Below are 20,226 nucleotides of genomic sequence, written 5' to 3' on the forward strand. Positions count from 1 at the left end.
GCCGACTCCGGACATCCGGTTCCGATCCGCGACGTCAGCTGCCGAGCCGACGGGTGACGATCCTCCCGACCCGCTCCCCGCGGGCCCCTCGGCCGCACCGCGGCCCCGACCTCGGAGGTTGACCGATGTCCACCCTAAACGCCCGCCTCGATGACATTTTGAACCGCACCACGACCGCCACGGTCCCCGAGGCGCGAATCCCCGGAGTCGTCGCCACCGTCACGCGGGCCGACGGCACCATCTACGAAGGCGCGTCGGGGTTGCGCTCGATCGCCGACGAGGCACCGATGTCGACTGACACGGTCTTCTGCATGTTCTCCACCACTAAAGCCGTCACTTCGACCGCGGTCCTTCAGTGCGTCGAGGAGGGTCTGGTCGATCTGGACGCGCCGGCCTCCGAGTACGTGCCGGAGATCGCGGAACTACAGGTTGCCGAGGGCATCGATTCAAACGCCGCGCCCGTCCTGCGCGCCCCGTCCACGCCCGTCACCACCCGGATGCTGCTCCTGCACACGGCCGGCCTCGGCTACTCGTTCTTCTCCGACCTCTACGCTGGATTGCTCGCAGAAACCGGCCAGCCCGACATCATCGGCGCCACCAAGGCCTCACTGATGTCGCCGCTGCTGTTCGAGCCCGGCACACAATTCAACTACGGCACCAATATCGACTGGGCGGGCCTGGTGGTCGAGGCCGTGCGGGGCAAGCGATTGGGCGATGTCATGGGCGAGAGAATCTTCACCCCGCTGGGGATGAACGACACCGCCTTCACCATGACCCCGTCGATGGCAGGACGACTAGCCGCCGTCCACCAGCGCACCGAGGGCGCATTGGCCCCGACCGAACTGGTGCTCCCCCAGGACCCCGAACTCGATATGGGCGGGCACGGCCTGTACTCGACCATGCCGGACTACACCCGGTTCCTCCGGATGTGGCTCCGCGACGGCGACGGAGAACACGGCAGGGTTCTGCAGCCAGCCACGGTGGCTGCCGCGGCGGTAAACGGGCTGGGCGACCTGAAGGTCTCCACAATCAAGACCTCGATACCCGCGCTTTCGCACGACGCGGAGTTCTTCCCGGGGCAGAGCAAGTCGTGGGCGTACTCATTCATGGTCAACGACGAGGAAGCACCCACCGGCCGCAGCGCGGGGTCCCTGTCCTGGGCCGGGCTGGCGAACCTCTACTACTGGATCGACCGCGAGGACGGCGTCGCCGGAATCTGGGGCAGCCAGGTCCTGCCGTTCATGGACCCGGCCGCCGTCGACAACTTCCTCGAGTTCGAGACTGCCGTCTACCAGTCCATGTGACGTGTGAGGCGGCTACTCGGTGAAGCCGCGATCACCTCGGTGCGACATCCCCGTTCTCGACGTCCACAGCGGGAGCCTGCCCATATTCGCTCGATTGGGCGTCCGCCCTGTGAGGGCATCCACCTCACACTTGGAGCCGGTCCAGTGCGCCGAGGGTCTCGTCGCACCACGCGAGCCACGACCGCTCCCCCTCGATGCCCAGGTTGAGCACCCGGTGCTGGAGCACCCCGCGCACATCCGAGGGCTCCACGGCGGGGAAGTCCCTCTCCTCGATGGCGAGGTAGTGCTCGAGGAGGTCCTTCCGTCTCCGGCGGTGATGCTCCAGGGCGTGGCGGAGCTCGTCCGTCCTACCGGTCACCGCGGCCGCCCGCACCCGCACGGCGAGCGTCGAGCGCATCGGCTCCGGCTCGTCCGGTTCGCCGACCCAGTTCTCGAGCAGGCCCCGCCCTTCGGCCGTCACCGCGAAGCGCTTGGGCTGCCCGCGCCGCGGCGGGCCCTCCTGCGGCAGCTCGCGAATGAGGCCGTCGGTGGTCAGTCGGTCGAGCTCCCGGTAGATCTGCTGGTGCGTGGCCGGCCAGAAGTAACCGATGGACTTGTCGAACCGGCGGGCGAGTTCGATGCCGCTGCCCTCCCGCTCGGTGAGCGAGGTGAGGATCGCGAACTTCAGGGACATCCGCTCAGCGTGCGGACGAGGACGTGGTGGTGGCGGCGGCGGTCGCCGAGAGCGCCCCGGCAGCCAACTCGTACTCGGTGCGCAGCCGGTCCACGAGCTCGCGGGAGGTGACGGTCGCCGTCACCGCGCCCACCCCCTGGCCGGCGCCCCAGATGTCGCGCCACGCTTTGGAATCACCGGCCTCGCCGGTGCCGAAGTCCATCGCGGACGGGTCCGACTCGGCGAGGTTGTCCGGGTCCATACCGGCCGCCTCGATGCTGCCGCGCAGGTAGTTGCCGTGGATGCCGGTGAACAGGTTGCTGTAGACGATGTCGGAGGCGGTGCTGTCGACGATCATCTGCTTGTAGCCGTCCGTCGCCCGCGACTCCTGGGTGGCCAGGAACGCCGAGCCGATGTAGGCCAGGTCGGCGCCCGCGGCCTGGGCAGCGAGGATCGAGCGCCCGTGCGAGATCGCTCCCGAGAGCAGCAGCGGGCCGTCGAACCACTCACGGATCTCCTGCACCAGCGCGAACGGCGACTGGGTTCCCGCGTGGCCGCCGGCGCCCGCCGCCACGGCGACCAGACCGTCGGCGCCCTTCTCGATGGCCTTGCGCGCGAATTTGTTGTTGATCACGTCGTGCAACACGATGCCGCCGTACGCGTGCACGGCCTCGTTGACCTCCTCACGCGCGCCCAGCGAGGTGATGACGACGGGCACCTCGTGCTCGACGATCGTCGCGAGATCCTCCTCGAGCCGGTCGTTGGAGCGATGGACGATCAGGTTGACCGCGAACGGTGCGACATACGCGCCGGGATTCGCCGCCGCGTAGGCGGCGTTGCTCTCGGTGATCTGGTCGAGCCACTCGCCCAGCAGCGACTGCGGGCGCGCGTTGAGGGACGGGAACGAGCCGATCACGCCGGCCTGGCACTGTGCGGCCACGAGCTCGGGACCGGAGTAGATGAACATCGGCGAGGCCACCACGGGGACGGTCATCGGGCCGGAGAGAACTGGGGGAAGGGCCATCGGGCTTTCCTTTCGGGGCGGGAGGCGCACACTGGCGCATCGATTCCGACGGTACGTCCGCCCGCGCGTTCATGCAACAGTTTGCATAAAGATCGAGCGGGCCCCGCTGACGAGCCGCCACTACCGTCAGCACATCCCCTGGTGCACGGCAGGGAATGCGTACCGGGGTGACGGCTGGTCACCACGTAGTTGGGGGAGCCACGCACTAGAGGGCTGAGGCGGCGTCCAGAAGCGGCCCCAATGCGATGAGCATGACCAGCGACCACGCGACGTGGGTGATGCACGGGCCCAGGACGCCTCCGGTACAGCGTCGTTGAACCGCCGTAACTACACCGAGAATCACGGCGGCCAGTACAAGAAGCGGGATGCCGGTGGTCGCGGTCACCGCCGCGTAGACGATCGTCGTGATGATGACCGGATGGACCCGCTGCGTGGCGGAGTAGACGGCGCCGCGATGGAAACACTCCTCGGCGATCCCGTTGACGGCGGTGAGCGCGGCGACCGCCACGAGATTGCCGCGGGTGCCGTGCGCGAGGAGGTCGTCCACTGGATCACGTAACGCGGGGATCTGGGCGACGACGAGCGCGCCGGCACAGAAGAGCGCCACCAGCGCCACCGCGATGCCGACAGAGGTCACCACGGGCCGCCGGCCGGGGCGATACGGTTCGCTGCCGAGGTGGACGGGGCCCGAGGCGAACGCGCCGATCAACCACACCAGTGCCAGTGCGGCCGTGGCGGGATAGAACAGCGGGTCGCCAGCCGGGATCCGGAGCGCCCAGGCACTGACGATCACTCCGACGGCGAGCGTGACGATCACCGCGATGAGCCGACGCCGGCGCAGTGCCGACGGGTCCGTCGGGTCCTCGTCCCCGGTGCGTAGCGCTCGCAGGTACCGCCCGGGCACGGTGTCCGAGGCGGTCATCAAGGGTGCTCCGACAGGTACGCCGGGGGAACCAACTCAGCCGTAGTCGTCCGGCACGCGACATCCATGGTAATTCTCGTCAGCTACCCGCCCGCCACAGCACCGGGGGACGGACTCCGGCCCAGTCTGCGTCGGAGGGCAGCTGCGTGGCCGGGTCGCCGAGAGGATCGGCCTCTGGCCAGCTCGCCGGATTCCGCGGGCCGATCGGGACCCGCAGTGCCTGGCGAACCGCGTCTCGATAGCCGGTCCGCCCGCCGGCAGGGGCTCCCAGTACGGACTCCGCGTCGTCTCGATGAACGATCGCCTCGGAGCGCAGCGACTCGATCAGCGGGCCCGCCAACCCCCGGGGAAGGGGCGTGACGAGCCCGCTCCACAGCGCCGACAACGTGGGCGTCAGCAGCGGGACCGGCAGCATGATCCGTCGATGCAGCCCGGCTTCCTCGGCGAAGACCTGCATCATCTCGCCGTACGTCAGCACGTCGGGGCCGCCGACGTCGATCGTGCGGCTGTCCCCGATCGAACAACCGACCGCTGCGGACAGGTAGTGCATCACGTCGGCGACGCCGATCGGCTGGATACGGTTGCCCACCCACCTCGGCGTGACCATGGCCGGCAGGCGACTGGTCAGGTGCCGGATCATCTCGAACGATGCCGATCCCGAGCCGATGACGACACCGGCCTGCAGCACCAGCGCCGGCACGGACGACCCGAGGAGGATGCGCCCGACCTCCACGCGCGAGCGCAGATGGTCCGACAGATCCTCCTCGCCGGGCGGATGCAGGCCGGACAGATGGACGATCCGGTCGATTCCGGCGGCCTCGGCCGCACGGACGAAGGTCCGCGCGGTCTCACGCTCCTCGCGGACGAAATCGGGCGAGGTGCCCATGGCGTGGACCAGGTGGCAGGCGACATCGACCTGACTCAGCGCCGCCGTCAGTGTCTCCTCGTCCTCGAGACCGCCCTTATGGACGGTGACGTCCTCCCGCCACGGGACGTCCTCGAGTTTGTCCGGCGAACGAACGAGCACCGAGACACGCGCCCCGTCGGCCAGCAGCCGGGGGACCAGCCGAGAGCCGACGTAGCCTGTTGCTCCGATCACCAGGACCGCACGAGGTGCGGCAGCGGAATCGCCCCGGGGGGCGCTCATCGGCCGGGCCTGCCGGCGTCGTGCGCGGCCATGGAAGAGTTCGTCATCTCACAGCTCCACTGTGCCGCTCGTGCCCATATCGGGCGTGTGGTCGTCTCCGGACACCGCCGCGCGGACGAACGACGCGACGTGCGCGATGGTGGATCCGCTCGAGTCCCAGTACTCGGCCGAGTCGGCGTGGACGACGAGTCCGACGGCCGTCTCCGGGCCGTCCGGAAACCATGCTTCGGTCGCAGCGTTCCAGTTCTGGTCGACGGTCTCGCGGGAGTCGTCGACCTCCGCCCGGCCCGAGACGGACACGAATCCGTCGGAGGACTGCACGGAGACGTTGACCTTCGAGTCGGCGCGGACCTCGGTGACCAGATCACCGTCGCGCGGGGCGAGGAATCGGATCCGGCCGTCGAATGCGGAGTCCTGCCGCGTCATCGGACGGGCCTCGAGCCGGCCATCGGCCGCGGTGGTGGTGACCATGCAGATGGGCGACTTCTCGACGAGGTCGGCGACGATCTGCTCGGGCGAACGGGTGTCCTCGGACATTTCGGATCCTCTCGCGATCGCGGGTGGCCGTGTCATCGGCCCGTCGTGGGGACGGTACCGCCGCGGTCGCGATCCGAAAACCGCTAGCCGATCATCGGATCTCCTCGACGACGCTGGTGCCCGAGCCCGGACGCGACTCCCAGGCCCAGGACTCGTGGAACCGCACACGGCCGTCGCCCGTCACCTCGATCGTCGACTCGCAGACTCCTCCCGAGGTCTGCCCGTCGGTGCCCAGGTGCGAGTACCGGAAGCGCAGCACCTCCCCGGCGCGGGTGCCCACCAGGTAGCCGCGGACCACGGCGCCGCCGCCGTACTCGGCCCAGATCACCTCGCCGTCCTGGCGGTAGGTGAACACCGTCGCCTGCCCCACCTCGCCGTCGGCGGAATTGGTCACGCCGGCGAAGCGCCGCCCGTCGAGGTCGATGTCCTGCGGCGTCACAGCGGGTACACCTCGTCGGCCAGCGCTTCCGCCGCGGCGATCAGCGCGGACACCGCCGACGAGTCGAAGCCGCCCGCCGTCGGCAGGGGTGGGACCAGGGGGTCGACGACGACGTCGTGCGCGTTCACGGTGACCCACGGCGATCCCGCATCGGCCAGGGACGCGTGCTTGACGTCGTAGTACGCCGACCCGCTCCGGAGTGCCACCCCGGAGGCCCCGCGCGCGGCCGCGAACAGGTGCGGATGGAAACGGGTGGTCAGCCATGCCTGCCCGGACCGTGCGGGCAGTCCCGTGGCCCACAGTTCCTGGAACGGCACGAAACGCGCCATGGGCAGTTGCAGACCGGCGAGCGCGCGGCCCACCTCGTCGTCGTCGCCCCCACCGACGGTCCCCGCGTCGGCGGCGGCGTCGACGGCGGAGACGGCGTCGGCGGCGGAGGCGGCGTCGGCGGCGGAGGCGGCGTCGGCGCGGGCACACACCAGGTCCCACACCACGCGGTCCCCGCCGGGGATCGACTCCACCACGGTGATCCGCTCCCCCGGGATCTTCCAGGCGGCGAGGATCCGCGCGACTGCCTCGGCGATGACCTCCGGCTCCGCCAGATCCGACTGCGCACACAGCACGAGGTCGCGGGCGGCGTGGGGGTCGTCGGAGTAGACGGGGTGGTCGCCGGCCTCGATCCCGCCCCCGCCGGCAAGGGACAGCCAGCCGTCGTCGCCCACCAGATGGACGGGCGCGTCGGTGCCCGCCAGCAGGTGGCGAGACGCGGCGTCGCGGACGGTGACCAGATCGAACCCGGCCATCGCGTCGGCGAGCGGGCCGACGTCCGCGCACGGGGTGAAGCCCTGCCCCGTGGCCACCACGGTCGCGTCCGCCAGCCGGCCGGCCTCCGCCGCGCCGGCCACCACGCCGAGGTGATGCGGCCACTGGTCGTTGACGTAGCCGCCGCCGATCAGATGGATGATGGATGCGCTGCGCAGTAGCTCGATGCCCGAGGCCAGCTCAGGGCGCACACCGAGGTCGGCGACCGCCTGTCGACAGAAGGCGACGGCCGCGGCGGCGGGGGCTGCGGTGACGTCGGAGTCGGCGCCGGCCGCGGAGGGCTCGAACCCCGCGTACTCCCCCGCCAGGCGCCACAGCGTGTCGGTGAACAGCACGTCCGGGTGCTCGGCGTGATGCAGCACCGCGGCCTGGCCGGGCGTGTGGCAGTCCACCACCACGGGCGTACCGGGCAGGCGATGCCGCAGGTAGCGCAGCCAGCCGGCCAGCAGCTGCTCGTCGCCGTGGTTCGGGTGGCCGGCCGGGGCCACCAGGTAGATCGGCCGACTCTCGTCGCGGGGCCGGCCCCAGCGGGCGTCCGCCGCGGCGCGCAGCCCGTCCAGCGAGCGACGCGCCCGCTGCCGGAGCCCGGCGGCGACACGATCCGGCAGACGCTCACCCGGCGAGGGCGGCGACGGATCGACGGACGCGGCACGGCGCAGCGGGGACGACATGGCTCCACCCTGCCGCACCGCGCCCGACGCCCAGCGCCCCACCCCAGGTCATGCGTCCAGGTGACGCGCGGCCCTGCCGCCTCGGCGCCGGCCGTGAGGTGCAGGGTCAGATCTTGACGACCATCTTTCCGACGTTCGCGCCGCCCATCATGTCGAGGAACGCGTCGACGGCATTGCCGATCCCGTCCACCACGGTCTCATCGAAGACCAGTTCGCCGGAGGCCACCCACGGGGCGACCTTGGACACGAACTCCTTGTAGTGGCCCATCTGCTTGTTGATCGTGAAGCCCTGCATCGTCAGCCGGCGCGTGATCATGAGCCAGAGGTTGTCGGGCCCGGGGGCGCGCTCGGTGGAGTTGTAGGAACTGATCGCGCCGCACATCGCGATGCGACCCTCGTCGTTCATCAGGTCCAGCGCGGCCTCGAGGTGGTCGCCACCCACGTTGTCGAAGTAGACGTCGATCCCCTCTCCGTCCCGGTCGCCGAAGTGCCCGCGCAGGAGCGTGCGGACCGGGCCGTCCTTGTAGTTCACCGCCGCGTCGAACCCGTACCGCCCGGTGACCGTGTCCACCTTCTCCTTGCTGCCGGCCGAGCCGACGACCTTCGAGGCCCCCTCGAGCCGCGCGATCTGCCCGACCGCCGAGCCGACCGACCCGGCAGCGCCCGAGACGAACACCGTGTCCCCGGCCGTGAACCGCGCGACGTGCATGAGCCCCACGTACGCGGTGAGCCCGGTGGTGCCGAGGATCCCCAGGTGCGCGGAGTTCGGCACGCCGTCGATCTCGCGGACCACCCGGAACTGCCGGCCCGGCCCCTGGGCCACGTCCCGCCACCCGAGGTCGTGCAGGACCACCGCGCCCACCGGATGCTCGTCCGAGCGGGACTCGACCACGCGGCCCACCGCCCCACCGGTCATGGTCTGGTCGAGCTCGAACGGCGGGATGTAGGAGCGGCCCTCGTTCATCCGGCCGCGCATGTACGGGTCGACGGAGACGAACTCGTTCGCGACCCGGATCTCCCCTTCTGTGAGCTCCGGGAGTTCGACGGTGACCGTGCGGAAGTTCTCGTGCGTCGGCCACCCGCGGGGTCGGCTGGCGAGCTGGATCTGAGTGCTGGTCGTCATGCCTACTGTCTACGCCCCCTCGCGGCGGGGCTGCCGAGGCCCGCCGCTCTAGTAGGCTTCGCGTTCGTGCAGGACCAGTCCAATCCCGATACCACCTCGGCGACGCTCCCCGACGAGCGCGCACGCGGCGAGATCGTCAATGACTCCCAGACCTTCCGGCGTGCCGTGGGCGACCTCCGGCAGGGGCTGCACCAGCGCGAGCTGTGGCTTTCCCTCGGCTGGCAGGACATCAAGCAGCGGTACCGGCGCTCCACGCTCGGGCCCTTGTGGATCACCATCGCCACCGGCGTCATGGCCGTGGCGCTGGGGTTCCTCTACTCCATCCTGTTCCAGATCCCGCTCGCCGACTTCCTGCCCCATGTCACCGTGGGCCTGATCATGTGGGGTTTCATCTCCGGATGCATCAAGGAGGGCTCCGAGGTCTTCATCGCCAACGAGGGCCTGATCAGGCAGCTGCCCAGCGCGCTGAGCGTGCACGTCTACCGGCTGGTCTGGCGTCAGTTCCTGTTCCTGGTGCACAACCTGGTCATCTGGGTGGTGCTCATGATCGTCTTCCCGCGCCCGCTGGGCTGGGAGTTGCTGCTGTCGGTCCTGGGCCTGGCGGTGCTCATGATCAACGGCGTCTGGGTGTCGATGCTGTTCGGCATCCTGGCCACCCGTTTCCGCGACATCGCGCCGCTGCTCGACTCGATGGTGCAGCTGCTGTTCTACATGACCCCCATCGTGTGGACCACGCAGACGCTGTACGAGCAGGGCGGCCAGATCGCCGACCGGGCCCGTATCGCCGAGCTCAACCCGCTCTACCACTACCTGGAGATCGTCCGCGCGCCCATGCTCGGGCAGCCCGTCGCCGCCTACCACTGGTGGATCGTCCTGGGCTGCACCGCGGTCGGCCTGCTGCTGGCCTTCCTCGCCCTGCGTAAGTTCCGCTCCCGAGTCCCGTACTGGGTGTAGGAGGTACAACCCATGAGTCCTGCTGCGCCCACTCCCGGCGGCGTGTCCATCGACTGCGTCGACGCCTGCGTGGATTTCCCGATCTTCGACGCCAAGTCGCGGTCGCTCAAGAAGGCCGTCCTCGGGTCCGCAGGCGGCGCGATCGGGCGGAACGCGTCCAACGTCGTCGTCGTCGAAGCCCTCAAGGACATCACCCTCTCCCTCCGCGAGGGAGACCGCATCGGCCTGGTCGGACACAACGGCGCCGGCAAGTCCACGCTGCTCCGGCTGCTTTCGGGCATCTACGAGCCCACCCGCGGCGCCGCACGGATCCGGGGCCGCGTGGCGCCCGTGTTCGACCTGGGCGTGGGCATGGACCCGGAGATCTCCGGCTACGAGAACATCATCATCCGCGGTCTGTTCCTCGGGCAGACGCGCAAGCAGATGAAGGCCAAGGTCGAGGAGATCGCCGACTTCACCGAGCTCGGTGACTACCTCGACATGCCGCTGCGCACCTACTCCACCGGCATGCGCGTGCGGCTCGCGATGGGCGTGGTGACCTCGATCGATCCCGAGATCCTGCTGCTGGACGAGGGCATCGGCGCCGTGGACGCGGAGTTCATGAAGAAGGCGCGCGTGAAGCTGGCCGACCTGGTCTCGCGCTCCGGCATCCTGGTGTTCGCCTCGCACTCCAACGAGTTCCTCGCGCAGCTGTGCGACTCCGCGATGTGGATTGACCACGGCCGGATCCGGCAGAGCGGCGGCATCGAGGAGATCGTCACCGCCTACGAGGGGCCCGAGGCCGGCCGCTCGATCGCGGAATACATGGAGAGGATGAAGCGTGAGGGCTGAGGCCGGGGCGGGGTCCGGCGGCTCCGGCGCGGGCGACGCGAGGGCGGATGGCGCTGGCGGCGCGCTGGCCGATGGCGCGGGCGGCCCGCAGTCCGGCGCCGGCGCTGACGAGTTGCGCACCCGGAACGACGCAAACAGGGCGCGCAACCCGGCGCAAAGTGCGCAATCCGGGCGCGTAAGTGGGCAGCGATCCGCCGACTCGCGGTGCGTGGTGGCCGTGGTGGTCACGCATCGCCGCCTCGAGCAGCTCCGCGCCTCCCTCGAGGTGGTGTGCGGCCAGACCCGGCCGATCGACCACCTGGTCGTGGTGGACAACGCCGACGAGCAGGCCGTGCGCGAGCTGGTCGAATCGCAGCCGGTCGCGGCCACCTACATCGGCTCCAAGCACAACCTCGGCGGCGCGGGCGGGTTCGCGCTCGGCATGCTGCACGCCCTCGCCACCGGCGCCGACCTGGTGTGGTGCGCTGACGACGACGGCCGCCCCGAGGGCTCCGACGTCCTGGCCACCCTGCTCGGCTGCATGGACCGCCACGGCCTGGCACAGGTCTCGCCGGTCGTGTGTGACCTCGACGACCCCGATCGCCTGGCCTTCCCCCTGCGCCGCGGTCTGGTGTGGCGTCGGTGGCGCAGCGAGTTGTTCGCCGACGACCAGCGCGACGTGGCGACGAACCCGGCCGGCGCGACCGAGGCAACCGGGGCGCCCGGGGCGGGCACCGACCTGCTGCCAGGCATCGCCTCGCTGTTCAACGGCGCGTTGTTCACCGCCGACGCGCTCGACCGCGTGGGCGTGCCCGATCTGCGCCTGTTCATCCGCGGCGACGAGGTCGAGGTGCACCGCCGCCTGGCACGCTCCGGCCTACCGTTCGGCACCTGCCTGACCACCGCGTACCTGCACCCGCAGGGCTCCGACGAGTTCAAACCGATCCTCGGCGGCCGCATGCACACCCAGTTCCCGGACGACCCGGTCAAGCGGCATTTCACCTACCGTAACCGCGGCTACCTGCTGTCCCAGCCGGGCATGCGCAAGCTGATCCCGCAGGAGATCGTGCGATTCGGCTGGTACTTCCTCGTCTCCCGCCGCGACCCGGCCGGCTTCCGCGAGTGGCTGCGCCTGCAACGCATGGGCGCGGGCGAGCACTTCGACAAGCCCTGAGCCGGCGGGATGCGGCGAGGTTGCCGGGAGCGCATGATGGGCGTATGACCGACTGGATCGCCCTGCAAGCCCGCGCCGCCGACGTCTTCGAGGAGGCCCTGGCGGGAGCCACCGACTGGGATGCCGCCACGCCGTGCAGTTCGTGGACCGCGCGGGAGGTGCTCTCCCACGTGGTGGACGAGCAACTCTGGGTCCCGGGCCTGCTCGCGGGCGGGACTGTCGACGAGGTGGCCGAGGACCTCGAGGGCCCGCTGCGCCGCCTGCGTGAGATGTCCGGCCCCGACCTCGTAGACCAGTGGAGTGGGGTGCGGGCGCCGGTGTCTGCCGCGTGGCGGGGGACGGACGCGGACACACAGGTCAACCTCTCCTACGGCAGCGCGCCGGCCGGGCACTATCTGGCCCAGCAGACCTTCGATCTGGCGGTCCACGCCTGGGACATCGCCGCCTCCCAGGGCCGCGACCTGCCGTGGGGCGACGATCTCGAGCAGGCCGTGCTGGAGTTCGTCCGGACCGATCTCGCCGAGAATCCCGCGCCGGACCTGTTCGACCCCCCGATTCCGGGTTTCGACGGCCCCGGTGCCCCCGCGCGCCACACGGCCCTCGCGCTGACCGGTCGCGACCCCGGGCGGTGGCCGCGCGGCTGACCCCGGGCGGTGGCCGCGCGGCTGACCCGGCCGGGCGCGAACTGACCGGCGAGTAAGTTACGATCGTGGCGTGCCCAAGACGATGCTGCACCGCTACTCCGCCAGCCCCACGGCGTTCCCCGTGCTGGCGTCGCTCTACCCGCCTCTGCTCGGGTCGGGGATCCGCATCCGCCACATCGCCCCGGACTGGACCAGCGGAGAGTTGACCATGCGGGTGGCCCCGTGGACCGCCAACACGAACGGCACGGCCTTCGGGGGCGCACTCTTCGCCGCCACCGACGTCCTCTACGGCGCACTGCTGTCCGGTCAGCTCGGTGGCGGCTACCAGGTGTGGACGAAGAGCGCGACGATCGACTTCCACCGGCCCGGCCGCGGCCGGCTGACGTGCAGGGTCGAGGTCCCGGCCACCGAGGCCGACATGATCCGCGACCAACTCTCCGAACAGCGCAGCACCAGCGTGGTGCACACCGCCCTCATCGTCGACTCCCGCGAGAAGGCCGTGGTCGAGGCCCGACACACGATGTCCGTCCGGCGCCGGGGCTGACCTCCTGCGGGAAGCGCCACGCACCCGACGATCACCACGGTGAGCCCCAGAGCCCGTGCGGGTCACTGGCGGCTTCCCCGTGAGCGGGCAGGCGGATCTCGGTCGCCGGCCACCGCGCGGCCAGCAATCCCGCGGCCCTCCGGGGAACGCCCGCCGGTCCTATATCCGGAACCGTGCCCGGCCGCGGCAGTAGAGTCGCGGCCCCTCGCGCCTGTTCACGCACGATGATCACCGTCCAGCCGGCGCCCTGGAGCCGGGACTGGTGACGAGCGGAGGCCCTGTCCCTGCGTGCCCGGAGGGACTCCGTATCCCCCGCCTGCGACGACGTGCCCGACCGCACCGATGCCGATGTCGATACCGCCGATGCCGGTGCCGGTGGTGGTGAGGTGAACACAGCGCATCTCGCGACGGGATCGGCCAGCGGCAGTTCGACCATGTTTCTGCCCAACCGCACCTGGTGTCCGTGTCCAAAGTCCCCGCAACCCGCATCCGCGAGGACCATCCGCGCCCGGGATGACATGGCCGAGACCGACCGTGGGTCGCAGGCGCGCACGACCTGCTCGAAGTCGCGTGCCCCTCGCCCGCTCGGATGCTCGGCCGCTGCCCGCAGTTGGGCGGGCAGCTCCGCCACCATCGCGCACAGTCGCTCGGTTGAGACCACCGCGTCCTCGAACTCGAGGTCCATGGCCAGGTCGCGGCAGGTCCGTAGCGGTGTCGTCACCCGAACGCCGTCGACCTCGGTGATCGCGTGCCCGGGCATCGCCCCGTATCGGTACACCCGCCCCTGACGGGTCCGGCGGGTGGCCGGGAGCCAGATCTCCGGTGGGGCGTCCTCCGGCGCCGAGTCGTCGCCCCACATCAGCGCCGCGCTGCGCCCGCGCAGGACACCGTCCGGAAAGGTCTTTGCCAGCGCGCGGCTGCGGATCTCGAGACCGTCGGACTGGTCCTCGCGCCGATACATGCCGTGCCAGATCCGGTGGTAATGCCTTCTGACCAGCGAGGGCGACACCTGCTGCGCCAGTTCGGCCGACGTCAACGGTCCCGGCGGCAGCATCTGCAGCTCGAGCGGCCAGGACTCACCGGCGGGATCGGGCAGTGCGGGAAACGCCGACGGGGTGATCGGAGCAGACGGATTCATGCCGCCCAGTGTGTACTACGCGGTGACTGCCGCCCCGCCGAAAACGGGCGTCGAGCCGGTCACCTGTGGACAGCGGACGGCCTGTGGAGAAAGTCCCGCGCACGGCCCGGCGTGACTCGTCCCGCACCTGGGCTCACAGTCCGTAGAGTCGCGCCCAGTTCTCCCGCGTGGTCAGCTCGGCCTGTGCCCGTCGCCAGCGCTCCTGCGCGGCCGGGGTCTCGCGGACGAAGCGCGCGAGCAGCGAGGCCAGCCGCTTCTGGAGCTCGGAGGCACGGGCCGGATCCACCTTGCGGTGGTGCACCCCGGTCTGGGAGGCGTCGGTCACGTACACCTCGTCGAACAGCGCCACATGCCACCATGCGGCGTCCTCGTACGGGATCGCCACGACCCCCCGACGCTGCCGGCCGAGCTTCTGCACGAGCAGCCGCTTGGCCAGCACCTGGTCCTCGCGGTCCTCGCGCGGGATACCGACCTTACGCTCCACCGTGATACCGGCCGGCAGCGCCTCTACGCCCAGCTTGGCGGTTTCCGGGTACCCCGCGCGCTCCTCGCGAATCGCCGCCAACGCACGCTGTCCACCGTCCCCGACACCGAACGCGCCGTCGGGACCATCGAGGAACGCCTCGATGCCCCGCAGCCGCGTGGCCGCCAGCCCGTACTGCATGGCCACGATCGCGCGGAGCACGGTGCGCGCCAGGTTCTTGGCCATGTCCTTCGGGTCGATGCCCTGCCGGATCGAAGCCGTGACCAGTGAATTCCGCTGCGAGAAGAACTGGCCGAAGTCGTCGCCGTCCTTCCAGTAGAAGTCGGCGTGCCACACGGCCGCGCCCTGGAGCGTGCACGTGGGCATCCCGGCCTGACGGCAGCGCAACCCGTATTCGATGTCGTCCCACTGGAAGAAGTACGGCATCGGCAGGCCGACCTTCTCCACGGCCTCACCGGGGATGAGGCAGGACCACCAGGCGTTGTACTCGGCGTCGATCCGCCGCTCCTGCAGGTTCTCCACCACCGACTCGTCGCGCAACGCGAACTCGTCCGCATCCAGGCCGCCCTTGAGCTCGGCAAGAGCCGTGCGCTCGGCGGAGACCAGCAGGTAGTCCGGGTTGAACAGATACATCATCTGCGCGCCCACGAGCATCGGCTCCCGCGTCACCGCCGCGAAGGCGAACAGGCGCAGCACGGTCTCCGGCTCGACCCGCACGTCGTCGTCCATGAGCAGCACGTCCACGGGCCCCGGGGCCTCCGGTGCGGTGGCCTCGAACATGCCGCGACTGAATCCGCCGGCCCCGCCGAGGTTCGGCTGGCGAAGGTAGTGCAGGCGGTCGCCGAATTCCTGGGCCGCGTGCGCGAAGGCATCGCGGGTCTCCACCAGGTCGGTGCCCTGGTCCGTGACGTAGAGGTCGTCGATGAGGTCCGCCACGAGCGGATCGGACGCCAACGAGTCCACGGTGGCCGCGCAGTCATCAGCGCGGTTGAACGTGCAGATGGCCACGGCCGCGCGGCGGACCGGCCTCGTCGTCGTCGTACTCCAGGCGACGTCCGACACCGTCGACTGGGCGTCGACCGCGTGGAACTCCAACCACATCGCGCCACCGTCGGTGAACGTGTCCAGCGGGACGCGCAGCACCGCCATCCCGTCGCCGTCGTGGTGGACCATGTCCACCGTGCGCACGTGGGAGCCGATGTCGGAGGCGCGCGCCAGCACGTCCACCCGGCCGGTCGACTCGATCGACACCCGTACCGTCAGCTCGGTGAGATCCGTCCACCGCTGCCAGTAGGAGGCCTCGAACCGGCCGAAGTAGGTGTTGGTGTCGACGACCGCGCCAGGCTCGAGCCGCAGCTCCGTGCGGGTGCGGCGCACGACGCCGCGGCTGACGCGCGAGTAGAGGTCGTCGTTGACCCATTTGCGCGGGCCCGAGAACAGGGTCCGCTGGAGGAGCAGGTCGCGGTCGGCGCTGTCGGCGCCGGCGTCGGCACCTGCGGCGGTCACGGTGGTGGCGTCCATGGGGGCGATGCGCTCCTGAAGATCGGTTATCCGGTGCCGCCCAGGTTAGTCCCCGGCCCCGCCGGGATCGCGTCGACGACCGGTGAGTCGGTGTTCGGCGGCTGCACGGGCGGGGTGATCGCGGGGATACCCGGCGGCGGCAACAGCGGCGGATGGTCCGCGGGCACGGGCAGAACCTCGTAGAGACGGGCGCCCTCGTTCTCCGCCGCCAGGCGCAGGTGGGGGTTGAGGTGGAGACCGATGAAGCCGCCGGGACGCCCCGGGCCGCCCACCACTCCGGTGCCCACCACCACCCACCGCACGTCCTGCCGCTGCACCTCGTGGGTGATCGACGGGTCGAAGCCGTACCGGTTGATCGAGGTGTACAGGGTCATGCGATCGCCGCCGACCTGTGCCACCGGATGGTCAGCCAGCGGCGCGCCGAACACCACCGGCACCCCGTGCAGGGCGTACACCCACGCGGTGCCGTCGAACGGGTCGTTGAGCACGACGCCGCCGTCATACAGTTCGCCCAGCCGGTCCAGCATCTCGCGCTCCTGAACGGTGACGGCCGGCCCGTCCGCGTAACCCCACACCCTCAAGTCGCGCGCGAGGACGGCCTGACCCGAGACCACCGCGAGCGCGCACACGGCCAGCACCACCACGCCGGTGCGGCCCGCCGGCCGCCGCATCACGTCCCGAAGGACCAGCGCCTGCGCCCCGGCACCAGCGAGCACTGCTGTCGGGATCGCCAGAAGAGAGGCGAAGCGGTAGGCGTCATCCCACCAGTAGCCGGTGATGATCCGCACCCAGTCGCCCTCGACCGCGGCAGCGAAGACGTAGAGAATCCAGTAGCCGACGAGCGCGGCCACGATCGCCACGAACGGTCGCCGCCACCGCGAAATTCTCACCGCGGCAACAAGGCCGATGAGCACCAACGCCGTGATTCCGACCGAGGACACGACTGTGGGGCCTGTATCGAAGGCACCCACCATCGCGCGAGGCACGCCCGCGCTCCGCGGCCACGAGAAACCGGCGAGAGCATCGGTGGTATCTGACGAGACCCTCGTCACCACCCACCCTGCGTACAGACCCGCCGGTACCGCGGCGAGCGCGAATCCGCCGGCTACCGCCAATCGCGGCCGCGGTCCGGGTGCCGCCACGACACCCGCGATCGCCGCGACGAACAGCGGGATCGCTGCGGCCAATGCCACGGAAGGATGTACGGACCACGCCCCCGCCAGTCCGGCGCCGAGCAGCAGCGGGTACGCCGCCGGACCCGGCGTACGAGTGGGGAGTGCCGAGACCACATCGTCTCCGGGACACTTCCTCCGGATCCCCTTCGCTCGGTGACCCTGACGTTGGCGTCCCGCGATGTGCTCGGCCAGCAGGAGCAAGCCCGGGATGATCGCCACCCCCAGAGCGAACGGCAAGACCTGCCCACGTCCGAGCGGCAGATACGGGAACGTCCAGCACGAGGCTGCGACGAGCGACGAGCCCACCGCCGCCAGCCGAGATCCGTCGCACAGTCGCCCGGCCAGGACCGCCACGGCCAGTACGAACACCACTCCCGTGACCGCCGAGAGCGCGTCCAGCGCTCCGGGCAACCCGTTCAGGGCCGCGGGGGAACCGTCCCCGGGCAGGTGCAGCAGCAGCGAAGCGAGAGCGTGGTAGGTGTCCGGGTAGTAGTAATGCGGGTTAGCCGGCTGACTGACCGGCGCCAGATCCGACAGGCCTGCGCGCCCCGTCTCAGCGATGAAGCGCGTGGCCCCACCGTGGAGCAGAGCGTCCCAGCCCTGGGGAATCGCCGTGAGGCCGCGGGTCGCGATGAGGACCTGAACCGCAGGGACCAACGAGAGTACGACGACGACGAAGCCCGGCAGCCAGGCCCCCACGACATGCCCTCGGAAGGTGTCGCGACGAGCACCAGCCCGCCCGCCGTGAGCGATGGTCTGACTCTCGGCAGTGGCGGCGCCCTTATCGCGACCTCGATCGCGCCCACGCCCAACGAGCAGCCTCGGGGCGAGGCCCACCACCCCGGCACACAGCAGCGCCGCGAGTGCTGTCGCACCCGCCGAGGCCGGAGCCCATGGCACGTCAGTGGCGGCCGTGACCGTGCAGCCCACAGCAACGACCGCGAGCGTCAGGGCGGGGCCCGCCGCAACCGCTTCGCGCGCCGGCAGACCGGCGGCGAGGCAGATCGCAGCGCCGGGCACCATCACCAGCGCCAGTGCAGCGAACAGCAGGATCACGGCGGAGAGGACGGTCATCAGCGCACCCGGAAGATCACCGTGCGCTGAACTATGAAGTTGGTCACCGTCGCCACACCCTGCGCGATCACGTAGCCGATCGAACTGGCCCAGAACTCATTCCACCCCATGCCCTGGAACCAGGGCATCAGCACCATGAACAGGCCCCACTGGACGCCGAACATCACGGCGTACAGGCACATCGTCGCCACGAACCGGGACCGCGACGGCTCCGCCTGGAACGTCCACCGCCGGTTGAGCGCGTAGGCGGTGAGCGTGCCGGCGACGAACGAGAGCGCCTTGGCCCAGCCCGGACTGACGCCTACCAGCATCAACAGCTGCAGCAGGCCGTAGTCGACGATCGCCGACAGCACGCCGGTCAGGAAGAACCGGATGATCTGAGTCTTGAGGTCGGTCGGGGCGGCCGGGTCGGACTCGTGCCGTGACTCGAGCGGGTCGACGGCGCCGCGCAGCGAATCCAGGACCGAATCGCCCGTCAGGTCCGCGCCGCCCGTGCCCGTGCTGTCTGGGGAGGAACTCACCCGACCAGCGTAGGTCGGCGCGCCGGGAAGTGAACATCGACACCTCCAGCGCAGGTCCGGCGCGTGCGCCCATTTGGTGCCGCTACCGTAGACGCATGACCCCTCGGCCCCGCCCCCTCCCCGGCCGCCTCGTCTCGACACTGGCCCTCGCCGTGGCCTGCGCGATAGCCGGCTCCCCCGCCGCGGTGGCCGACACGACCGGCACCGCACCGACGTTGCCGCCCGGCGCCGCACCGACCCTCTCGCCCGGCTCCGTCGAACTCCCCGACCCCCTGGCCGGCTTCCGCCCCGCGCCCGAACACGAGCGCACCCCGGAGCGGTACCTGCCCAGCCCGTCGCCGGACCCCTGGTACTCGGATCCGCCCGCGGTCGACCCGGCCACCGCGCACGGCACCATCCTCGCCGCCCGGCCGGTGACCGTCCCGCCGATCAACATGCGCAACTTCGGTCGGGGCTGGCAGGTCCTGGTGCAGAGCGCCGACTCGCACGACCAGCCGCAGCAGATCGTCTCCACGATCCTCGAGCCGGCCACCCCCTGGGACGGGCCCGGGCCGCGGCCGCTCGTGTCGTTCAACGTCACGATCGACTCGCTCGGGTTGGAATGCATGCCCTCGCACGTGCTGCCCAACAAGTTCAACATCGAGCTGCCACCTTTCCTGCAGATCCTCGCCGACCGCGGGTACGGACTGGTGGTGACCGACTTCCAGGGCCCCAAGGCCGCGTACGCCGCGGGCCGCGCGAACGGGCGGGCCGTCCTCGACGGGATGCGGGCCGCGCGCGCGTTCGTCCCGCCGGGTGACACCGACCCGCTGTTCGCCGACTCGCGCATCGTGCAGGTCGGCTACTCGGGCGGCGGGATCGCCACCGGGTGGGCGGCTCAGCTGCAGCCGGTGTACGCGCCCGAACTGACCGGGGTGCTGGTCGGCTCCTCCGTCGGCGGGGTCCCGGCCGACTATTCCGATCTGTTCGACAGCATGGACGGCACCGTCGCCTCCGGGCTCTACCGGGCCGCCGTGCTCGGACTCGCCCGCGAGTACCCGGAGCTCTACCCGCTGCTCAACGACACCGGCGACGTGGCCGCCTATCACCTTCGCGACTCGTGCGCCGCCGCCAACACCGCGATCGGGATCCTCCGCGCGCCCCTGTCGATGCTCACCGACGTCGACCCGCGCACCGACCCGACCGTCCGGCGCGTCATGGCCCGAAACCGGCTGGGCACCGCCGACCCCGCCAGCAGCGCCGACCCGCGCGAGGTCCCGACCGGCCCGGTACAGGTGTGGCACGGCGACGCCACCGTCCCGATCGGACCCGGCCCCGGCTCCTCGACGGGCCCCGGCGACTTCTTCGTCCCCGAGTGGACCGCCCGCCGGCTCACCGACGAATGGTGCGAGGCGGGCGCCGACGTCGAGTACACGCCCGTGGCCGGCGAACACATCACCGCCGCCTACACCGCGGTGGGGCCGGCCCTCGGCTGGGTGGACGCCCGCGCCCGGGGCGTGCCCTTCACCAGCGGCTGTCAGGCGTAGCGGGTCCGGCATCCGCGCTC

General features: G+C 70.7%; 19 protein-coding genes. 7 read left to right on the forward strand and 12 right to left on the reverse strand.

Features of this window, described 5'->3' with window-relative positions; translation table 11 throughout:
- The first annotated feature begins 125 nt into the window (after positions 1-125).
- Positions 126-1,304, forward strand: a complete 1,179-nt coding sequence (locus tag ACWIFB_RS08105) for a serine hydrolase domain-containing protein (RefSeq protein WP_454057922.1) — start codon at positions 126-128, stop codon at positions 1,302-1,304.
- 124 nt (positions 1,305-1,428) lie between these two features.
- Here the strand turns inward: ACWIFB_RS08105 and ACWIFB_RS08110 are convergent, their stop codons facing one another.
- From ACWIFB_RS08110 to ACWIFB_RS08145, 8 genes are all read right to left on the reverse strand, one after another.
- On the reverse strand, positions 1,429-1,977 hold the full coding sequence (locus ACWIFB_RS08110; RefSeq protein ID WP_454057923.1) for a PadR family transcriptional regulator: 549 nt from the start codon (positions 1,975-1,977) through the stop codon (positions 1,429-1,431).
- A gap of 4 nt (positions 1,978-1,981) precedes the next feature.
- Entirely contained in the window at positions 1,982-2,980 is a 999-nt protein-coding gene (locus ACWIFB_RS08115) for an NAD(P)H-dependent flavin oxidoreductase (RefSeq protein WP_454057924.1), read from the reverse strand.
- Between the two features lie 205 nt (positions 2,981-3,185).
- Positions 3,186-3,902 (reverse strand): CPBP family glutamic-type intramembrane protease, encoded by a 717-nt coding sequence (locus ACWIFB_RS08120; protein ID WP_454057925.1) that lies wholly within the window; start codon positions 3,900-3,902, stop codon positions 3,186-3,188.
- Between the two features lie 79 nt (positions 3,903-3,981).
- Positions 3,982-5,049 carry an NAD(P)H-binding protein gene (locus ACWIFB_RS08125; protein WP_454057926.1) on the reverse strand — a complete coding sequence of 356 codons (1,068 nt, stop codon included), beginning with the start codon at positions 5,047-5,049 and terminating at the stop codon, positions 3,982-3,984.
- Positions 5,050-5,097: 48 nt separating this feature from the next.
- Positions 5,098-5,586 (reverse strand): pyridoxamine 5'-phosphate oxidase family protein, encoded by a 489-nt coding sequence (locus ACWIFB_RS08130; protein ID WP_454057927.1) that lies wholly within the window; start codon positions 5,584-5,586, stop codon positions 5,098-5,100.
- Between the two features lie 91 nt (positions 5,587-5,677).
- Positions 5,678-6,025 carry a hypothetical protein gene (locus tag ACWIFB_RS08135; protein ID WP_454057928.1) on the reverse strand — a complete coding sequence of 116 codons (348 nt, stop codon included), beginning with the start codon at positions 6,023-6,025 and terminating at the stop codon, positions 5,678-5,680.
- Positions 6,022-7,518 carry a polysaccharide pyruvyl transferase family protein gene (locus ACWIFB_RS08140; RefSeq protein WP_454057929.1) on the reverse strand — a complete coding sequence of 499 codons (1,497 nt, stop codon included), beginning with the start codon at positions 7,516-7,518 and terminating at the stop codon, positions 6,022-6,024. The genes ACWIFB_RS08135 and ACWIFB_RS08140 overlap by 4 nt, the downstream gene beginning before the upstream one ends.
- 106 nt (positions 7,519-7,624) lie before the next feature.
- Positions 7,625-8,641: an NADP-dependent oxidoreductase gene (locus tag ACWIFB_RS08145; RefSeq protein WP_454057930.1), complete on the reverse strand. Its 1,017-nt coding sequence runs from the start codon at positions 8,639-8,641 to the stop codon at positions 7,625-7,627.
- A 66-nt stretch (positions 8,642-8,707) separates the two neighbouring features.
- Between ACWIFB_RS08145 and wzm the strand changes: the two genes are divergently transcribed.
- The 5 genes from wzm to ACWIFB_RS08170 all read left to right on the forward strand — a co-directional run bounded on the left by wzm (position 8,708) and on the right by ACWIFB_RS08170 (position 12,767).
- A complete protein-coding gene (wzm, locus tag ACWIFB_RS08150; RefSeq protein WP_454057931.1) occupies positions 8,708-9,595 on the forward strand; it encodes a galactan export ABC transporter permease subunit Wzm/RfbD in 888 nt (295 codons plus the stop codon).
- Positions 9,596-9,607: 12 nt separating this feature from the next.
- On the forward strand, positions 9,608-10,426 hold the full coding sequence (wzt, locus tag ACWIFB_RS08155) for a galactan export ABC transporter ATP-binding subunit Wzt/RfbE (RefSeq protein ID WP_230931178.1): 819 nt from the start codon (positions 9,608-9,610) through the stop codon (positions 10,424-10,426).
- A 208-nt stretch (positions 10,427-10,634) separates the two neighbouring features.
- Positions 10,635-11,579, forward strand: a complete 945-nt coding sequence (glfT1, locus tag ACWIFB_RS08160) for a galactofuranosyltransferase GlfT1 (protein ID WP_454057951.1) — start codon at positions 10,635-10,637, stop codon at positions 11,577-11,579.
- Positions 11,580-11,623: 44 nt separating this feature from the next.
- Positions 11,624-12,223, forward strand: a complete 600-nt coding sequence (locus ACWIFB_RS08165) for a TIGR03086 family metal-binding protein (protein ID WP_454057932.1) — start codon at positions 11,624-11,626, stop codon at positions 12,221-12,223.
- 70 nt (positions 12,224-12,293) lie between these two features.
- A complete protein-coding gene (locus ACWIFB_RS08170) occupies positions 12,294-12,767 on the forward strand; it encodes a PaaI family thioesterase (RefSeq protein WP_454057933.1) in 474 nt (157 codons plus the stop codon).
- Positions 12,768-12,798: 31 nt separating this feature from the next.
- On the opposite strand, the gene ACWIFB_RS08175 is transcribed toward ACWIFB_RS08170, so the two are convergent.
- The 4 genes from ACWIFB_RS08175 to ACWIFB_RS08190 all read right to left on the reverse strand — a co-directional run bounded on the left by ACWIFB_RS08175 (position 12,799) and on the right by ACWIFB_RS08190 (position 18,680).
- The gene (locus ACWIFB_RS08175; RefSeq protein ID WP_454057934.1) at positions 12,799-13,905 is read right to left on the reverse strand and encodes a hypothetical protein; all 1,107 of its coding nucleotides are present in this window, start codon (positions 13,903-13,905) and stop codon (positions 12,799-12,801) included.
- Positions 13,906-14,038: 133 nt separating this feature from the next.
- The gene (locus ACWIFB_RS08180; protein ID WP_454057935.1) at positions 14,039-15,910 is read right to left on the reverse strand and encodes a glycosyltransferase; all 1,872 of its coding nucleotides are present in this window, start codon (positions 15,908-15,910) and stop codon (positions 14,039-14,041) included.
- 26 nt (positions 15,911-15,936) lie between these two features.
- Positions 15,937-18,159, reverse strand: a complete 2,223-nt coding sequence (locus tag ACWIFB_RS08185) for a DUF6541 family protein (protein WP_454057936.1) — start codon at positions 18,157-18,159, stop codon at positions 15,937-15,939.
- The gene (locus ACWIFB_RS08190) at positions 18,159-18,680 is read right to left on the reverse strand and encodes a GtrA family protein (RefSeq protein ID WP_454057937.1); all 522 of its coding nucleotides are present in this window, start codon (positions 18,678-18,680) and stop codon (positions 18,159-18,161) included. The genes ACWIFB_RS08185 and ACWIFB_RS08190 overlap by 1 nt, the downstream gene beginning before the upstream one ends.
- Before the next feature lie 95 nt (positions 18,681-18,775).
- Here ACWIFB_RS08190 and ACWIFB_RS08195 point away from each other — a divergent pair, with 95 nt between their 5' ends.
- Positions 18,776-20,206, forward strand: coding sequence for a lipase family protein (locus tag ACWIFB_RS08195; RefSeq protein WP_454057938.1), 1,431 nt, complete (start codon positions 18,776-18,778; stop codon positions 20,204-20,206).
- Positions 20,207-20,226 lie beyond the last annotated feature (20 nt).

Source organism: Dietzia sp. NPDC055340 (assembly GCF_053645335.1).